Origin of the sequence: Planotetraspora mira (assembly GCF_016863275.1) — a bacterium.
Taxonomy (GTDB): Bacteria; Actinomycetota; Actinomycetes; order Streptosporangiales; family Streptosporangiaceae; genus Planotetraspora; species Planotetraspora mira.
In genome coordinates this window covers 17,431-33,576 of sequence record NZ_BOOO01000019.1, presented here as the reverse complement: position 1 = coordinate 33,576, position 16,146 = coordinate 17,431, and the positions used below count along the sequence as shown (strand labels likewise).

Genomic DNA, 16,146 nt, shown 5'->3' with positions numbered 1-16,146 from the left:
GCCGGCGACGGGTCTTCCCTCGCTTCGCCGACGGCGCCTAGCGGAGGTGGAAGAAGAACGTGAACGTCACAATTCGCGATCGTAGGACGCGGGGAACGGCCCGCTCAACCCGATATCCGTCGGGAATGGACGAGGCCGGCTCGTGGTTTGCGTCACCTGCACGTCTCTCGGGGCGTGCGTGACAGAAGGGGGAGCCATGAAGGTCCGCAGGTCCTTGAGATCCTTGAAGGACAAGCCCGGAGCGCAGGTGGTCCGCCGAAGGGGGAGCGTCTTCGTCATCAACCGGAAGGACCCCCGGTTCAAGGCGCGTCAGGGCTGACGACGCGGGGCCGCAGCTGATGGCCGGCCAGCGGCCAGTCGAACGCCGGCCGGTCAATCGTGTAGCCGATGGCGGTGTCCAAGCAGTGCCGCCCCGCACGGATGACGGCGGGGCCCGGCTGCCGCGGCCGGACCCGGCCGTGATGGGCTAGCTCTCGGCGCGAGGGTCGATCAGGTCGATCGTCTCTATGGACGGGACGCTGTCCCGCAGCACCGAGCCGATGAGCTCGCGGAGCCGGTCGGGCGGGATGATGCACTCCCAGCAGGTCCTGTCGTCCCCGACCAGGCGGAGCGTCAGCTGCGACTCGGTGGCGGACTCGACCTTCAAGTCGGCCCCGTCGGCCTGGAAGCCCCGGCGCAGCCCGTCGAGGGCCTTCTCGAGGTCTTCCTTGGCGCTCATGCCGCCTCCCCTACCAGGGCCGCGGCCACCGAGTCTACGATCTTGGCGGCCCGCTGCCTGAGCTCGTCGTCGCTGATCGCCGCGATCGGGTGCTCGACTTCCACGAACTGCAGGTCCGACCTGCCGAACGCCTTAGCGTGGGCGATGGCCGAGTTCATGAAGACGGACGTGTGGATGGCGACTGTCGGGATACCTCGTGTCTCGAGTGCGACGGCGTCGTGCACGCATCCAGAGGTGCACGACCCGCAGGCGCCGACGCCAGTGACGACGAACTCGTACTGACTCGCCAGGTCGTCCAGCAGTGACGCGTCGGCCGGGCGCGAGTAGACCAGCTTGCGCGCCATCTCGAATGGGCGCACACCGTAGTGCTCCTCGAGCATGTTGCCGACGTGGCGCAGCAGTGGGCCGGCATTGCCTTTGGTGTTGTCCAGCAGTACGCCCCGCGCACCGGCGAGTTCGGGAAGGCGAGGCGCGACAGTACCCGACCCTTTCGCGGTCGCGGTCGGGTCGATCAGTCCGAATGACGATGTCAGGATGGCCGCGGCACGGGCCTTCTCGTCTTGATCAGCCTTGACGGGACACAAATTACTCACCCCTCATATCTCGATCTTGCGAGTGACCGACCGGGTGCCCCAGCCGGGAAGATAGGCGGAGTGGCGGCCAGGGCCGCCGGCCACGATCACCACGATGTCGGTGACCCGGCGGGCGACGGGGATGCGTAAGTCCGGGTCGTCTCGGTCAACCCAGCGTGGCCAGGTCGTGTAGTTCTGCGTGTTGGGGCCGTGAATACCGCCGGCCTTGATCTCGGCGTGCCCTCGGGTCGCGTTCTGGAATAGGTAGTGCTGTACGTCCGCCTTTGTCCAGCCGCACGACGCGATGATCTGCGCGTGTTCCGGGCACAGCACGACGAAGCTCTCGCCCTGGATGAAGATATGGTTCGAGCCGAGGTTCGTCATCATGCTGGCGACGGTCTTGAGAATGTCGAACGGGTTGTCGGCTGCCTGGTTGTTGATGTTCTGCGGGCCCTCGGCGGCATACAGTGTGACCGCGCTGTCGCTGCTCCGCAGTCCCCGGTCGACGTGCAGCCCCGGCCAGGGAGACGCCTCCTCGTTTTCCCCGATGCAGAAGCTGAACTTCCCGGGCTGGCCGAGTGTCGCCTTGTCGGCCTCACCGGGACGGGATTCGCCGATGTTGACCAAGGCGAGCTTCAGCGCCCTCCCCAAGGTCGCATTCGCCCGCACGCCCTGCCCGAAAGTGTTCGCGCCCGAGTTGATCCCCAGCTCGTTCCGGATCGGCCCGTGCAGGATCATCAGAGGCGATGCCATGTGGGTCGAGCACTGAACTCCGCCGATGTTCATCGCCGGATCGGTGGCGGCTTCCAGTGCCGCGATCAGCACTGGCATGTGTTCCGGGACGCAGCCGGCCATCACCGCATTGGCCGCGATCTTCTCGACCGTCGCAGCCCCGCCGAGAGGGGGCATTTCGGCAATTAAATCGCCGGATTTCCGGCCGCTGCGCTCCACGAATTCCGCGACCCGCTGGGCGGTCGGTGGAATAACGGGCAGGCCGTCAGTCCAGCCGGCCCTGAAGCAGACCTCAAACAATTCCATCGCGTCGGATCCGATGGTTCCGATCTCGGATGCCATTTGTTTCCCCCTTGGATTCCATGTCCCTTCCGGGAAAAAGGGGCGCCGTCGTACACTGCGCTTCATCGTCTTAGGAATCGTGTTTGCCGAGCAGGCATCAGCGCACTACCCTCGAAGTTAGCAGCTAACGGAAACGGGGGTCAAATGATGATTGGACAATCGCGCGAAATTCATTTCCGCATGACGGGATTCGTAAATGAATAAAGCACTGAACGCGCTATGTCCGATACTCGTGCAGTTTGCCGCCGTCGCGCGCGAAGGCCAGATAACCCGGGCGGCGGCCGCGCTCGGTGTCCCTCAGCCAACCGTCACCCGTCACCTCGCGCGGCTGGAAAGTGTGCTGGGAGTCCGCCTGTACACCAGGGGGCCAGGGGGAGTCACGCTCACCACAGACGGCGAGATACTCCTCGAGCCGGTTGAGCGGGCGCTGGCCCTGCTGCTCAGCGGCGTCAGCCGACTGGAGGCCGCCGGGCCCGGGGAGCAGCGAGTCTCGCTGGCCTTCCTGCACACTCTCGGCGAAGAGACGGTGCCGTCCCTGTTGCGCAAGTTCGGCGAGCTCACTCCACACGCGACGTTCTCGCTGATCCAGGACAGTGCTGACGGTCTTCTGCAGCGCCTGGCCGACGGGGAGGCGGAACTGTGCCTGACATCCCCGCTGCCGGACGACCCCGCCCTTGACGTGGTGCGCCTCGGCGTGCAGCGCCTGGTCCTGGCAGTGCCGGAGCATCACGCCCTCGCGCGGGAATCGGCCACGGCTCTCGTGGCGGCCGCCAGCGAGGACTTCGTGACCCTCGAACCCCGCAATCACATGCGCAACATGGCCGATGCCCTGTGCCAGGCCGTCGGGTTCGAACCGCACATCACATTCGAGGCGTCCGGCGTCAGCACCCTCCGTGGCCTGGTGGCGGCAGGACTGGGCGTGGCGATCGTCCCCGCGGCGCCCTCGCCGGCTGCGGGGGTGGTGGAAGTGTCCCTTACCGACAAGGGCGCCTATCGCGAGATCGGCCTGGCATGGCGGCGCAACATCGGCTTGCCGGGGCCGGCCGACGAGTTCCGCCGCTTTGTCGTCGACCGGTTCGGCTCCGAGCCCTTCACGGTGCGCGACGGCATAGAAGCAGGAGGTACGTAGGATGAGCAAGATCGCTGCGTCCGCCAGTGCGGCCCCGCGAAGAAGGTGATCGAGGCCCGCTCTTCACGCCGAAGAGGCCGCTGGGTTGATCGCGTAGTAACCGCAGTCCTGTTAAACACGGGCGTTCCGCGCTCTGGATCGCTGTGAGCAGAAGATCACCTGTGTGTTGACAGGCGACCGGATTCGTGGGATCACAAACGAAAGATCCGATCCGTGAGCGCTCACGGGAGCGCTACCGAATTAACCCCTCCCGGATCGCCGCCATCGCACGGTGGCCCGGTCCATCGCGGACCTCGCCGTAGGCCCGCATCCGACCCACGACGGCGTCTTCACCCCCCAAGGAGCCCAGATGGCCGGTCCAACGACTCGAAGGAGGAGACCCCTCGCCGCGGCGTTCGTCGCGGTGATGTCCCTCCTCCTCGCCCTGTCGCCCGTCACCCCCGCGCGAGCCGATCTCCAGAATCCCCGGCAGACGTTCCTGCGGTCATCCGTCGCGGGACTGTTCCTGCACTGGGGCGAGCGCACGTCGCCGCAGCACACCGACTGCGCCAAGTGGGAGGCCGACGTCACCAACGGCGGATGGACCCCGGGCTACTGGGTGTCGGAGGCCCAGAAACTGCACACGCAGTACATCGTGCTCGCCACCTTCCACAGCCGGCTCGGGTACGCCAGGCCGTGGCCGTCGGCGATCCCCGGAAGCTGCCGCACCAGCAGGGACTTCCTCGGCGAGCTGATCACGGCGGCGAACGCGCAGGGCCTGAAGGTCATCCTCTACATGACCGACGACCCGCAGTGGCACGCCGACGGGCTGAGCTCGGGTGACTGGCTGGACTCCTCGGCCTACTCCGGCTACAAGGGCCACACGGTCGACCTGACCACCCGCGACGGCTTCGGCGAGTTCAGCTACGACAACATCCTCGAGGTCGCCCATCGCTATCCGAACCTGTCCGGGTTCTGGATCGACAACGACAACGCGTACTGGGAGAGCCACGATCTGTACGAGCAGATCTACCAGCTCCGCCCCAGCTACACGATCAGCAACAACAACGAGGACACGCCGATCATGGACATGATCAGCAACGAGCAGAAGACCGGCATGTCCCCGGCCTACGACTACCCGCAGGCGGTCTACACGGCGGCGCCGCGGCTGATCGAGGCCGACTTCAAGCTTCCCTCCACCGGCGCGTGGTGGTACGACGGGTCCAACCCGGCGGTCGACCGCAAGCTCACCCTCGGCCGTCTCGTCACCAACGCCGGCTCCTCCATCAAGGCGCTCATGGCGGAGACCGCCCAGGTCAACGGCAAGTTCCCGTCGAACCAGGAGGCCTTCAACAACTTCGCCGACGACTACCTGGACCAGATCTGGCCGTCGCTGAACGGCACAGAGGGCGGCGGGTACATGTACGGCGGCCTCAAGCCCGGGTTCTGGAACAACGGCGCCCACGGTGTGACGACGATCAGCAAGACCAACCCGAACCTGCACTACATCCACGTCGTCACCCCGCCGTCGGGAAGCACGCTGCAGGTGCGTGACAACGGTTACCGGATCGCCGGTGTGACCGACCTGCGCACCGGCGCCGCGCTGAGCTTCACCCAGGCCGACGGCACCTTGACGATCAACGGCGTCTCCTCCTGGGATCCGTACGACACCGTCTTCAAGGTCACGAGCAGCGGCCGGGAAGGGATCTACTCGGGCGTCACGCTCGGCGCCACCGCCTCGGCGAGCGGGCACGCCGCGTCGGCCGCCGGAGACGGGAACTACCAGACCTACTGGGACAGCAACAAGACCACTCCCGTCTCGCTCACCTATGACCTGGGCTCCGCCAAGGCCGTCCGCTATATCGGGATCAACCAGCGCGAGGACTCGGTCAGCTACGCCCGGTCGGACACCGAACAGTCCGCCCGCATCCAGGACTACCGCGTGTACGTCTCCAGCAACGGCACGAGCTGGGGGAGCCCGATCAAGACGGGGACCCTGCCCAGCCACCGCGGGGTGCAGTTCGTCGACATACCTGCCACCACCACCCGCTATGTCCGGCTGGAAGTGGTGAACACGTACGCCGCCTCGACCGACACCACCCGATACAAGCGGCTGCGGGTCGACGAGACCTGGATCGGCGGCGCCTACGCCGGGAGCGGCACCAGCGGGGGGACGACCTCGATCGAGGCCGAGGCCGGCACGCTGAACGGCTCCGCAGTGGTCGCGGCCTGTGCGACCTGCTCCGGCGGCGCGAAAGTGCGGTTCATCGGCAACAACTCGGCGAACTACGCCACCTTGACGGTCAACGCCGCGACGGCGGGCACCGAACAGCTCACGGTGTACGGCGAGGTGGACGGCACCCGGTCGTTCTTCGTCAGCGTCAACGGCGGCACCGGAGCCGAGCTGCCACTGACCGGCACGAGCTGGTCCACCCCGGCGAGCACGACGATGAACGTCACGCTCACCGCGGGGAACAACACCATCCGCTTCTACAACAACGGAGCCAACGCGCCCGACCTCGACAAGATCACCGTCAGCTGATCGTTTTCAGTGGGCCCCCGGTGCCGCCCCCGGGGGCCCGCTGGCGGCGGGAGTCTCAGGCCACCGTGACGGCCAGGCCCCCGCACCGGCCGGAAACCGTCTCGATCGCCATGAGGTTCTCCCTACGGTGTGAAAGGGGTCGGAGGGGGGACCGAGGACAACACGCGACGGGTGGTCTCCAGGCCCCAGTCGTCCAGGTCGGCGATCCGGTCGGAGGTCGCTCGGAGGCCGCCGTACCGTTCGACGGTCGCCGTCCACTGCTCCCGGCGCTGTACGGCGGGGCGGACGATCAGGCAGTCCGGGTCGTTCACCCAAAGGCGGCCGTGCTGCCAGGAGCGGCCGGCCGTCGAGAGGGCAGCGGCCTGCTGCGAGGGGTCGGACAGATCGCCGGTCCCCGCGTCATAACCGGCGGCGATGTCGGGGGAGACCCGCATGGCGTCGACGAGCCCGACGCTGGGCAGGATCGGGGCCCCGCTGCCCAGCAGGTACGGCTGTGGCCCGACGGCCTCGCGGATGAGCGCCATCCCCTCCCGGTACGCGGCGATCGGCGAGGCCCCCGAATGCCGCTGACCCGCCAGCGCGCCGGCGTACAGGAAGTCGAGCTTGAAATAGTCGAATCCCCAGCCGCGCAGGGTCTGGAAGACCTCGCGGAGATAGGCGGAGGCCCCCGGGTGCGTGACGTCGAGCCCGCGGAGGTCCTGGTTCCAGTTGTGCCCGGCGTCGCCCACGAGCCACTCGGGATGTCTGCGGGCGATCTCACTGCGCGCCCCGACCAGGAACGGCGAGAGCCACAGTCCCGCACGCCTGCCCTCGGCGTGGATGCGCCCGGCCGTCTCCGGAATCGAGGAGAAACGTCCCGACGGCGTCAGCCAGTCACCGATCTCGGCCTGCCAGCCGTCGTCGATCTGGATGACGTCGACGGACAGGTCGCGTTCGCCGACGGTGCGGAGGTTCTCCAGCACGTCGTCCTCGGTGACGTCCTCGTAGTAGTGGTACCAGGAGCACCACACGGTGGGCGGCCTGCGCAGCGGGCCCGTGCCCGCCCCGGCGGCGAAGCCGTCCGCCCAGGCGCCGAGCGCGACGTCGATCGGCCCGGCGAAGGTCTTCTCGACGACCTCGTCCGGCTCGTCGGCCGTGATCAGCATCTGGTCGCCCACCAGGCGGGCCCGGATCGCGGGGACCTTCGCCAGGCCGTCCCTGGCGGCGAACAGCCGTACCGGGCCGTCCGGCTCCGGGGCCACCGCGAGCAGCCCCTCGCCCTGGAACCCGTCGTCGGGCGCGGGGAGCCCCGGCCGGTAGCGCATCGTCTGCATGATCGGCTCCACCGGCCGGAAGCCGCGGCCGCCGACGGGGAGCGCCGTGGTCGGCGTCCAGCTCTGCCAGCCGTGCGCGTGCACCAGCCCGTGTGCCGGATCGACCGGGATATCGGCGATCGGATGAAAAATCATCCTTTGGTGGCTCCTCCCGTGAGGCCCTTGACGAAGTGCTTCTGCAGGAACAGGTAGAAGATCAGCACGGGCAGCGTGGCCAGGAACATCAGGGCGAAGACCGTGCCGAAGTCGGCCTGGTACTGGCCGATGGACCGGTAGATGCCGGTGGTGATCGTGGTCCCCTGGGACGGCCCGAGGATGACCAGCGGGTTGATGAAGTCGTTCCAGATCCACACGCCCAGGAAGATCAGGACGCTTGCGGTCGCCGGCCGCAGCAGGGGGAACACCACGCGCCAGAAGATGCGCGAACGGCTCGCGCCGTCGATGGCCGCGGCCTCCTCCAGTTCGATCGGGATGCCGCGGAGGAATCCGGTGAACACGAAGACACCGAACGGGATGTAGTACCCGACGTTGAACAGGACGAGGCCCTGCAGCGTCGTCATCAGCCCGAGGGCCCGGAGCACCTGGGTGATCGGCATGAGGATCACCTGCGGCGGGATCATCAGACCGGACAGCAGCAGGAGCATGGCCACCCGGGCCCACCGGCTGCGCGACCGGGCGAGGAAGTGCCCGAGCATCGCCGACAGGACCGTCAGCAGGATGATCGACAGCGTCGTCACCACGATGCTGTTGGTCAGGCTCGCCCAGAACAGGTTGTCCGTACGGCTGAGCAGCCCGGTGATGTTGTCGAGCGTGGGCGGGTCCGGCAGGGACGCCGGCGACTGGGTGATCTTCTCACCCTGCTTGAACACGTTGACGAGGATCATGTAGAGCGGCACCAGGAAGAACGCGCTGATGACGAGCGCGACGACCGGCCGCAACCACGGCAGGCGGGAGTCCTTCACAGGTTCACCTCCCTGCGGTTGAGCACCTTGAGCGTGACCCCGGCGGCGGCCGCGATGATCACGAGCATCACGATGGCCATCGCGGACGCGTAGCCCTGCCGGTTGGCCACCAGTCCGGTCTGCAGGACGTCATAGGCGATGGTCGCGGTCGTCCCGGTGCCGGGACCGCCGTGCGTGATGACCTGGATGTGGTCGAAGACCTTGAACGCGGTGATGAGCAGCACGACCGTGTTGATGGTCAGCGAGGGCGCGAGCAGCGGCCAGGTGATCGAGCGGAACCGCCGCACCGGACCGGCGCCGTCGATGGACGCGGCCTCGGCCAACTCGTTGGGCACGCCCTGGAGCCCGGCCAGGTAGACCACGACGCAGAAGCCGAGCATCTGCCAGGACAGGATGATGGCGATCGAGTACAGCGCGAGCCGGGGATCGGACAGCCAGCCCGGCGGTTGTTCCACCCCGAGGGCCCGCAGCGTCTGGTTGACCAGGCCCTCGTCGTCCAGCATGCGCGTCCACACGACGCTCACGACCACCGAGCTGAGCACCATCGGGGTGAAGAACACCGTGCGCAGGGCGTTGTAGAGCCAGCCCTTGCGGTCGAGCAGGACGGCGATGCCGAGCCCGGCCACATTCGGCACGATCACCACGATGACCGTGAGAATCGTGGTGACCCGCAGCGAGGTGAGGAACTCGCTGTCAGTGAACAGCAGCCGGTAGTTGTCCAGCCCCACGAACCTGGTCGGGGGATTGAACGGGTTGTGGTTGGTGAGGCTGTAGCCGAAGCTGATCGCGATCGGCGCGAGCACGAAACAGGTGTAGACGAGCAGACCCGGCGCCCCGAACAACGCGAACTGCCGCAGCCGTTCCGCCCGCGGCAGGCGGGGCCTCCGCGACCCGGGGGTCGCGGAGGCGGGGACGGATGTCGTCCTTACGTCGACTGCCATCGGTCAGGACGCCTTGGCCCACTCGTCGTCGAGGGACGCCAGCACCTGGTCGACGGTCTTGTTGCCGGTGATGAGGTCCTGGGCGCCGGCCCGCCACTTGTCGACCACGCCGGGCAGCATGCCGTCGTCACCGGCCTCCCAGCTGAACGCCTGGGTGACGGTGTTGCTCTTCACACCCTCCTGGTAGAGGTCGTAGCCGAGCTTGAAGACCGCGCCGGTGTCGGCCGGGGGCGTGTATCCCTTGACCGCGGGGTAGAGCCCGTCGTTGTGCACGGAGGCGTCCAGGTTGGTCTTGTCGAGCGTGTACGCCAGCGCGAACTTCTTGGCCTCGGGCAGGTTCTTGGCCGTGGCGCTCACCGACAGGCCGCCGCCGGTGAAGGCGGGCACGACCACGCTGCCGTCGTCGGTCGGCCAGTTGAACGCGCCGATCTCCCACGAGGGCTTGCGCTTGGGGTCGTCGCCCGCGGCGGCGAACCAGTTGCCCATCGGGTACATCGCACCCTTGCCGTCGAGGAAGGCCTGCTCGGTCGCCGCGTAGTCGCGCGAGACGTCCTTCTTGTCGATGTAGGCCTGCTTGGCGAGCTCGGCGAACTTCTCTGTGGCCTTCTTGAAGTCGGGGTCGGTGAACTTCACCGTCCCGGCCCGCCGCTTGGCCATCCAGTCGGGGGTCTTGGCGTACACGTCGGTGGCGATCGTGGCCGTCCAGGGGAGCGTGGAGGCGAAGGGGTCCTTGCCGCCGCCGATCACGAACGGCGTGATGCCCTTCGCCTTGAGCTTGGCGGAGTCGTCGAGCAGCTCGGCGTACGTCTTGGGCGGAGCGGTGATCCCCGCCTTGGCGAACAGGTCCTTGTTGTAGTAGACGACCGGGATCGTCTGGGTGTTGGTGGGCAGCTGGTAGATCTTGCCCTGGACCGCGCCGTTGTTGGGGAAGTCGAAGTCCTTGAGCTCGTCAGGGGTGAAGGCGGCCATGGCGCCGCTCTCGGCGAATCCGGCGGGGGAGACCGCGATCATCACGTCGGGGAACTGGCCGGACGCGAGTAGCTGCTTGGCGTAGGAGACGCGGTCCTCGGTCGGAGCGACCAGCTTCTTCACGGTGATGTCGGGGTACTTGTCGGTGACCCGCTTGATCGCCGCGTCCCACACCTGGGGAGTCATGTTGGGCGTCTCGAAGACCAGGAAGCTGATCTCCTTCTTGCCGCCGCCGCCCGACTGTGCGGTCTGCTGGTCGCCGACGCTGCACGCGCCGGCGACCATGGTCGTGACGAGAGCCGTCAGTAAAGCTTTGTGCTTCATGACGATGTGCCTTCCGATGAGTGATGAGGGGTGATTTCTGACGCCGCCGGATGCGGCGAAGCGGTCCCCGATGGTGTGCCGTGTGGGTGGGAGTCCTCGGTTCCACTGAGCGACTCCCGGATGCCGTGCAGGTAGGCCGCCGCGAAGTCGCAGAACGCCTCCTGGTTCGGGGTGAACCGGCCGTCGTGCCGCGATCCGAAACCCAGGAGCGACTTGGTGGAGGAGCCGGCGTTGGCGACGATCCGTCTGATGATCCGGGCGTGGTCCACCTCCGGATCCGACCCGTCATACCACCAGCCGCCGCCGACGGTGAAGGAGGACTCGGTCACGCGGGGAATGGGGACGTCCGTGGTGACGCCGGGGCAGACGACGTCCATGGCCGTGTCCGCGGACGGGAGGTCCGGGTCGTTGCAGGCCAGGATCCAGCCGGGCCGTTCCGCCCGGATCCGGTCGTAGAGGCCGGTCCGCCTCCAGTAGGCGTTCTCCTTGTCGATCCAGAATCCGGCCAGATCCGGGTGGCGGCGCATGACCTCGGCGAAGTTGTCGGCGGCGAACTCCCCGAACCCGTCGCGGGTGGTCAGGTCCACGGGCCGGTCCTTGTAGGCGGAGTAGGCCGCCGAGTCGAGGGATCCGAGGCCGTCCTCGTCGTGCCACTTGGGGTCGTCGGTCATGTACAGCAGGACTTTGAGACCTCTGGACGCGGCCGCCGAGATCAGCTCGCCCAGGAAGTCCCGCCGGGTGACGGGGCTGCCGGGGATCTCCGACGGCCACGCGCGGACATAGCCGAGCCGGCTGTGGAAGGACGCGAACACCAGGTAGCCGGCGCGCAACTGGACGGCCCGGTCGACCCAGTGGCGGGGGGTCCACCCGTCGGCCGTGACCCGGTCCTCCCACGCCCGCACGTCCGTGTACGGAGGCGAGGTGCGCATTCCCCAGTGGAGGAGCAGGCCGAGGACGCCGTCCCGCAACCACCTCTGGCGACCGTGGGCCAGAGCGGCGAGGTCGGCGTCGAGGGCCTGGACGACCTCTTCCCGTCCGATCACGACACCTCCTCGTTACCGCTCACGTGAGCGTTCACGGAGACGTTCTTGCAACAGGGCGCGAATGTCAATAGTGAGCGATCAGGCAGAGGCCCGCACGATCAGTTGCGGTTCGATAACGGCCTCGGGGACCTCGTCCTCGCTCATGCCGCCGAGCAGCAGAGCCGCCTGCTCCACGGCGATCTCGCCCAGCCGGCGCTTGTCGATGTGGAGCGTGGTCAGCGGAGGCTCGACGAGCTCGCCGATGCTCAGGCCGTCGAAGCCGAGGAACGCGCAGTCCTCCGGCACGCCCAGGCCGAGCGCGCGCGCCCTGAGCTGGGCGCCGATGGCGATCAGGTCGTTGTAGGCGAACACCGCCGTGACGTCCTTGTGGGCCGACAGCAGCCGTTCCATCGCCGCCGCGCCGCCGTCGATCGAGTTGTGCGCGGGCTGGATCCAGTTGATGTCGACCGGTATCCCACGCTCACCCATGACCTTGAGGTACAGCTCGCGCCGGGTGTTCGGCGCCTCGGCCGACAGGTACGCCTCGTCGTCCAGCATCGCGATCCGGCGGTGCCCCCGGTCGATCAGATACTCCAGGCCCCGTCGCGCCCCGCCCTCGAAGTCGATCCGGACGCCGGGCACGGCCGGCGCCCTGCCGCCCTTGTCCAGCAGGACGAACGGCAGGTTGCCCGCCGTCGCCTTGGCGATCGCGTCATGGTGGAGCAGGAAGGCGATACCCGCGTCCACCTGGTCGAAGAGCATGTCGACGACTTCCAGCTCCTTGCGGCGCTCCGAGCCGGTGTTGTAGACGACGACCTGCCACCCCCGGCGTTCGGCGGCTTCCAGCACGCCTGCCGTCACCTCGGGGAAGAACGGGTTGAGCACGTCGGCGATGACCAGGCCGATGGTGATCAGGTCCTGACGGACCAGCCCCCGGGCGAACCGGCTCGGGCGGTATCCCATCGCCTGGGCCGCGTCGAGGATCCGCTGCCGGGTCTCGGGATCTATCTCGGTCTTGTTGTTGATCGCCCGAGACACGGTCTGGCGGGAGACTCCGGTCGCCTGCGCCACTTGGTCGATGGTGACCCGAGGTTTTCTGTTGGTCGGCACGTTGGGACTGTAACCTCCCCGGACGCCTTCGGCGTATTGGGCGGCCATACAGGTGGGATGCCATGGGTCGCCAGGCCATAGATCCGATGTATGTCTGCCGTTTTCTCCCGAGTCCGTCCGGCCTCACCGTTGACAGACGGCTTGTTTCTGTGGGATCACAGTCCACAGATCCAATCTTTGCGATCCGGACGGCTCGCCGTGAGCGCTCACGGCGGCTTGCCGGATCGCTGCGCGGCGACGCCATCCCGGAGGTTGTGAAGGCGTCGAAACTCGCCCGTGAGCGCTCACGGGCGTCGGCCCACGACACTCGTCATCGCAGGCTCGAAGGAGTTCTCCATGGTCAACGCCTTACCCGACGGCAACCGGGTGGGAAGACGACGGCGACTCAAGGCTTCCGCGGCGGTCGCCGCAGCGGTCGCCCTGATTCTGAACATGATCATGATCAGTCCCGCTCACGCGGATCTCCAGAATCCGCGTCAGGACTTCCTCCGCGGTTCGGTCGGGGGGCTGTTCCTGCACTGGGGCGAGCGCACCGCGCCCCAGCACACCGACTGCGCCCAGTGGGAGGCCGACGTCACCGACGGCGGCTGGACCCCCGACTACTGGCTGGACGAGGCGCAGAAACTGCACACGCAGTACATCGTCCTGGCCACCTTCCACAGCCGTCTGGGCTACGCCCGCCCGTGGCCGTCCGCCATCCCGGGCAGTTGCAGCACGCAGCGGGACTTCCTCGGCGAACTGGTCGACGCGGCCAAGCCGCGGGGCATGAAGGTCATCCTGTACATGACCGACGACCCGCAGTGGAACACGCAGGGCCTGACGTCCGGAAGCTGGCTCGACTCGGCCGCGTACTCCGCGTACAAGGGGCACGACGTCGACATCACCACCCGCGACGGCTTCGGCGAGTTCAGCTACGACAACTTCTTCGAGGTCATGAACCGCTACCCGGACCTCGGCGGGTTCTGGATCGACAACGACAACGCGTACTGGGAGAGGAATCACCTGTACGAGCAGATCCACCAGTTGCGGCCCAACTACACGCTGAGCAACAACAACGAAGACACGCCAGAAATGGACATGATCAGCAACGAGCAGAAGACCGGCATGACGCCGTCGTACGACTACCCCCAGGCGGTCTACACGGCACAGCCGCGGCTCACCGAGGCCGACTTCAAGCTCCCCACGACGGGCAACTGGTGGTACGACGGCGTCGACCCGTCCGTCGACTACCGGGTCTCGCTGGGCAGGCTGGTCACCAACGTCGGATCCTCGATCAAGGCGCTCATGGACGAGCAGGCCATGGTCAACGGCCGCTTCCCCAGTAAGCAGGAGGCGTTCAACGACTTCGCCGACGAGTACCTCGACCAGATCTGGGAGTCGCTGCACGGCGTCGAGGGCGGCGGATACATGTACGGCGGGCTGGAGCCCGGCGGCTGGAACAACGGCGCCCACGGGGTCACCACGATCAGCCGAACGGACCCGAACCTCCACTACGTCCACGTCGTCACCCCGCCGACCGGGACCACCACCCTGAAGCTGGGCGACAACGGTTACAAGATCAAGAGTGTGACCAACCTGCGGACCGGGGCCAAGCTGAAGTTCTCCCAGTCGGACGGCACCCTCGCCGTCACCGGGATCTCCGAGTGGGATCCGTACGACACGGTCCTCAAGGTCACGTCCAAGGGCCGGGACAAGACCCTGTCCGGGGTGACCGTGACCGCCACCGCGTCCGCGAGCGGCCACGACGGCGCGGCAGCCGGGGACGGCGACTACCTGACGTACTGGGACAACGACAAGACGCTGCCCGTCTCGCTCGACTTCGACCTGGGCAAGGCCAAGAAGGCGAAGTACATCGGCCTCAACCAGCGTGAGGACTCGGTGAGCTACGCGCGGTCCGCGACCGAGCAGTCGGCCCGCATCCGCGACTACCAGGTCTACGTGAGCAAGGACGGCGTCGACTGGGGCACGCCGGTCATGGCCGGCACCCTGCCCAGTCAGCGTGGCGTGGAGGTCATCAAACTGCCCGACACCAAGGCGGTCGACAAGGCCGCCCACGTCCGGCTCGAGGTGCTCAACACCTACGCCGCGGCGACCGACACCACGAGGTACAAGCGGCTCCGCATCGACGAGGCCTGGATCGGCGACGGCTTCGTCCGGCACGGGAAGCCGATCAAGGATGACGACGGCGACGGCGGAGGCGTCACCCTGCCGGTCTCGATCGAAGGGGAGAGCGGCGTGCTGAGCGGGTCCGCCAGAGCCGACGCCTGCGCGGCCTGCTCGGGCGGCGCGAAGGTGCGCTTCATCGGCAACAACACCTCCAACTACGCGACGTACAACGTCAACGTGCCGGCCGCGGGCGACAGGCAGTTGACGATCGCCGGGACGGTGAGCGGCACCCGGTCGTTCTCCGTCAGTGTCAACGGCGGGCCTGCCGTGACGGCGACACTCACCGGGACGACCTTCGACACTCCCATCACGACGACCATCACGGTGCCGATGAACGCCGGCTTCAACACGCTGAAGTTCTTCAACGACACCGCCAACGCACCTGATCTGGACAGCTTCACGGTCAGCTAGGAATCGCAGTCAGCTAGGAATCACGGTCAGCTAGGAGTCGCGATCAGGCGGCGTCTTCGGTGAGGCGCCGCCACTCGGCGGCGGCCGCCGTGGTCCACTTGGCGTGCTGCCGCCGGAAGAGGTCCGCCGCCCGCGCGCCGCTCCAGCGCGCGGGCAGCAGTTCTCCGGGCAACGCGGGATCGTTCGCGGGGAACCGGCGCCAGGAGTGCACCAGGTCGACCAGCCGTACCAGCGGATCGCGTGACGACTGGCGCGCGAACTCGGCGAGGAAGTCCTCGTAGCTCTTCTCGATGGCCTCCAGGTCCCACGCCTGGCGGACCAGCCTCGCCAGCTCTCCCACCCGGTGCTCGGCGAGGAAGATCTGCGCGTCGTCGAGCACGCCCGCCTCGCCGAGGACCCGCTCGGCCTCGGCCGCCCTGTCGGGATGGGTGCTGATCCACACACCGGGGGCCGGGCTGCCGAAGCCCGCCCATTCGAGGCGGGTGCGCAGCACGTGCCGCGTCGGCCGGTCGCTCTCCGGCACACGCGCCAGGACGAGCAGCCACCTGCCGTCCCACTCCCGCTGGGTTCCCTGGAAGCCGTAGATGCGGGCGGCGCCCTCGGTGAGCAGCCGCTCGGCGTGCGGGCTGAGCGTCCAGAGCGTGCGCCGGCCCATCCGCCGCGAGGTGAGCCAGCCGTCGGCGGCGGTGCGCATCAGCGCCTGCCTGCTCGCCTTCTCCTCGACGCCGAGCCGGCCGAGCACGTCGATGAACGCCGACGTCCACGCCGACCCGCCGGAGGGCAGGACGAACTCGCCGAGCACGGTGAACAGCAACCCCCTGGCGCTCTCGGCGCCGGCGGCGTGCCTGCGCGACACCGTGGGAGCGGTGGTCGGCGATGCCGGTGTCGACACTGAATCCTCTCCTGATCCTCTC

14 protein-coding genes are annotated in these 16,146 nt (G+C 67.6%); 4 read left to right on the top strand and 10 right to left on the bottom strand.

Features of this window, described 5'->3' with window-relative positions; translation table 11 throughout:
* Positions 1 to 196 precede the first annotated feature (196 nt).
* Positions 197 to 319: a type B 50S ribosomal protein L36 gene (gene ykgO / locus Pmi06nite_RS18185; protein ID WP_203954227.1), complete on the top strand. Its 123-nt coding sequence runs from the start codon at positions 197 to 199 to the stop codon at positions 317 to 319.
* 147 nt (positions 320 to 466) lie between these two features.
* Here ykgO and Pmi06nite_RS18180 read toward each other — a convergent pair whose 3' ends face one another.
* The 3 genes from Pmi06nite_RS18180 to Pmi06nite_RS18170 are packed head-to-tail and all read right to left on the bottom strand — an operon-like array spanning position 467 to position 2,364.
* Positions 467 to 718 (bottom strand): NifU family protein, encoded by a 252-nt coding sequence (locus Pmi06nite_RS18180; RefSeq protein ID WP_203954226.1) that lies wholly within the window; start codon positions 716 to 718, stop codon positions 467 to 469.
* Positions 715 to 1,302, bottom strand: a complete 588-nt coding sequence (locus Pmi06nite_RS18175) for a UGSC family (seleno)protein (RefSeq protein ID WP_203954225.1) — start codon at positions 1,300 to 1,302, stop codon at positions 715 to 717. Before Pmi06nite_RS18175 ends, Pmi06nite_RS18180 begins: the two co-directional genes overlap by 4 nt.
* Positions 1,303 to 1,314: 12 nt before the next feature.
* Complete coding sequence (locus Pmi06nite_RS18170; protein WP_203954224.1) at positions 1,315 to 2,364, bottom strand: hypothetical protein; 1,050 nt, start codon at positions 2,362 to 2,364, stop codon at positions 1,315 to 1,317.
* A 232-nt stretch (positions 2,365 to 2,596) separates the two neighbouring features.
* On the opposite strand from Pmi06nite_RS18170, the gene Pmi06nite_RS18165 reads away from it, so the two are divergent.
* Both Pmi06nite_RS18165 and Pmi06nite_RS18160 read left to right on the top strand, forming a co-directional pair.
* Positions 2,597 to 3,493, top strand: coding sequence for a LysR family transcriptional regulator (locus tag Pmi06nite_RS18165; RefSeq protein ID WP_203954223.1), 897 nt, complete (start codon positions 2,597 to 2,599; stop codon positions 3,491 to 3,493).
* A 349-nt stretch (positions 3,494 to 3,842) separates the two neighbouring features.
* Positions 3,843 to 6,014, top strand: a complete 2,172-nt coding sequence (locus tag Pmi06nite_RS18160) for a discoidin domain-containing protein (protein WP_203954222.1) — start codon at positions 3,843 to 3,845, stop codon at positions 6,012 to 6,014.
* Positions 6,015 to 6,136: 122 nt separating this feature from the next.
* On the opposite strand, the gene Pmi06nite_RS18155 is transcribed toward Pmi06nite_RS18160, so the two are convergent.
* From Pmi06nite_RS18155 to Pmi06nite_RS18130, 6 genes are all read right to left on the bottom strand, one after another.
* Entirely contained in the window at positions 6,137 to 7,462 is a 1,326-nt protein-coding gene (locus tag Pmi06nite_RS18155; RefSeq protein ID WP_203954221.1) for a glycoside hydrolase family 36 protein, read from the bottom strand.
* Positions 7,459 to 8,289: a carbohydrate ABC transporter permease gene (locus Pmi06nite_RS18150; protein ID WP_203954220.1), complete on the bottom strand. Its 831-nt coding sequence runs from the start codon at positions 8,287 to 8,289 to the stop codon at positions 7,459 to 7,461. The genes Pmi06nite_RS18155 and Pmi06nite_RS18150 overlap by 4 nt, the downstream gene beginning before the upstream one ends.
* Positions 8,286 to 9,230 carry a carbohydrate ABC transporter permease gene (locus Pmi06nite_RS18145; RefSeq protein WP_203954219.1) on the bottom strand — a complete coding sequence of 315 codons (945 nt, stop codon included), beginning with the start codon at positions 9,228 to 9,230 and terminating at the stop codon, positions 8,286 to 8,288. Before Pmi06nite_RS18145 ends, Pmi06nite_RS18150 begins: the two co-directional genes overlap by 4 nt.
* A gap of 3 nt (positions 9,231 to 9,233) precedes the next feature.
* The gene (locus Pmi06nite_RS18140; RefSeq protein WP_203954218.1) at positions 9,234 to 10,523 is read right to left on the bottom strand and encodes an ABC transporter substrate-binding protein; all 1,290 of its coding nucleotides are present in this window, start codon (positions 10,521 to 10,523) and stop codon (positions 9,234 to 9,236) included.
* Positions 10,520 to 11,566, bottom strand: coding sequence for an alpha-L-fucosidase (locus tag Pmi06nite_RS18135; protein ID WP_203954217.1), 1,047 nt, complete (start codon positions 11,564 to 11,566; stop codon positions 10,520 to 10,522). Before Pmi06nite_RS18135 ends, Pmi06nite_RS18140 begins: the two co-directional genes overlap by 4 nt.
* Positions 11,567 to 11,644: 78 nt before the next feature.
* Positions 11,645 to 12,655 carry a LacI family DNA-binding transcriptional regulator gene (locus tag Pmi06nite_RS18130; RefSeq protein ID WP_203954216.1) on the bottom strand — a complete coding sequence of 337 codons (1,011 nt, stop codon included), beginning with the start codon at positions 12,653 to 12,655 and terminating at the stop codon, positions 11,645 to 11,647.
* A gap of 336 nt (positions 12,656 to 12,991) precedes the next feature.
* Between Pmi06nite_RS18130 and Pmi06nite_RS18125 the strand changes: the two genes are divergently transcribed.
* Complete coding sequence (locus Pmi06nite_RS18125; RefSeq protein WP_203954215.1) at positions 12,992 to 15,232, top strand: discoidin domain-containing protein; 2,241 nt, start codon at positions 12,992 to 12,994, stop codon at positions 15,230 to 15,232.
* Between the two features lie 43 nt (positions 15,233 to 15,275).
* Here Pmi06nite_RS18125 and Pmi06nite_RS18120 read toward each other — a convergent pair whose 3' ends face one another.
* On the bottom strand, positions 15,276 to 16,124 hold the full coding sequence (locus tag Pmi06nite_RS18120) for a PaaX family transcriptional regulator (protein WP_239113996.1): 849 nt from the start codon (positions 16,122 to 16,124) through the stop codon (positions 15,276 to 15,278).
* Positions 16,125 to 16,146: the final 22 nt, after the last annotated feature.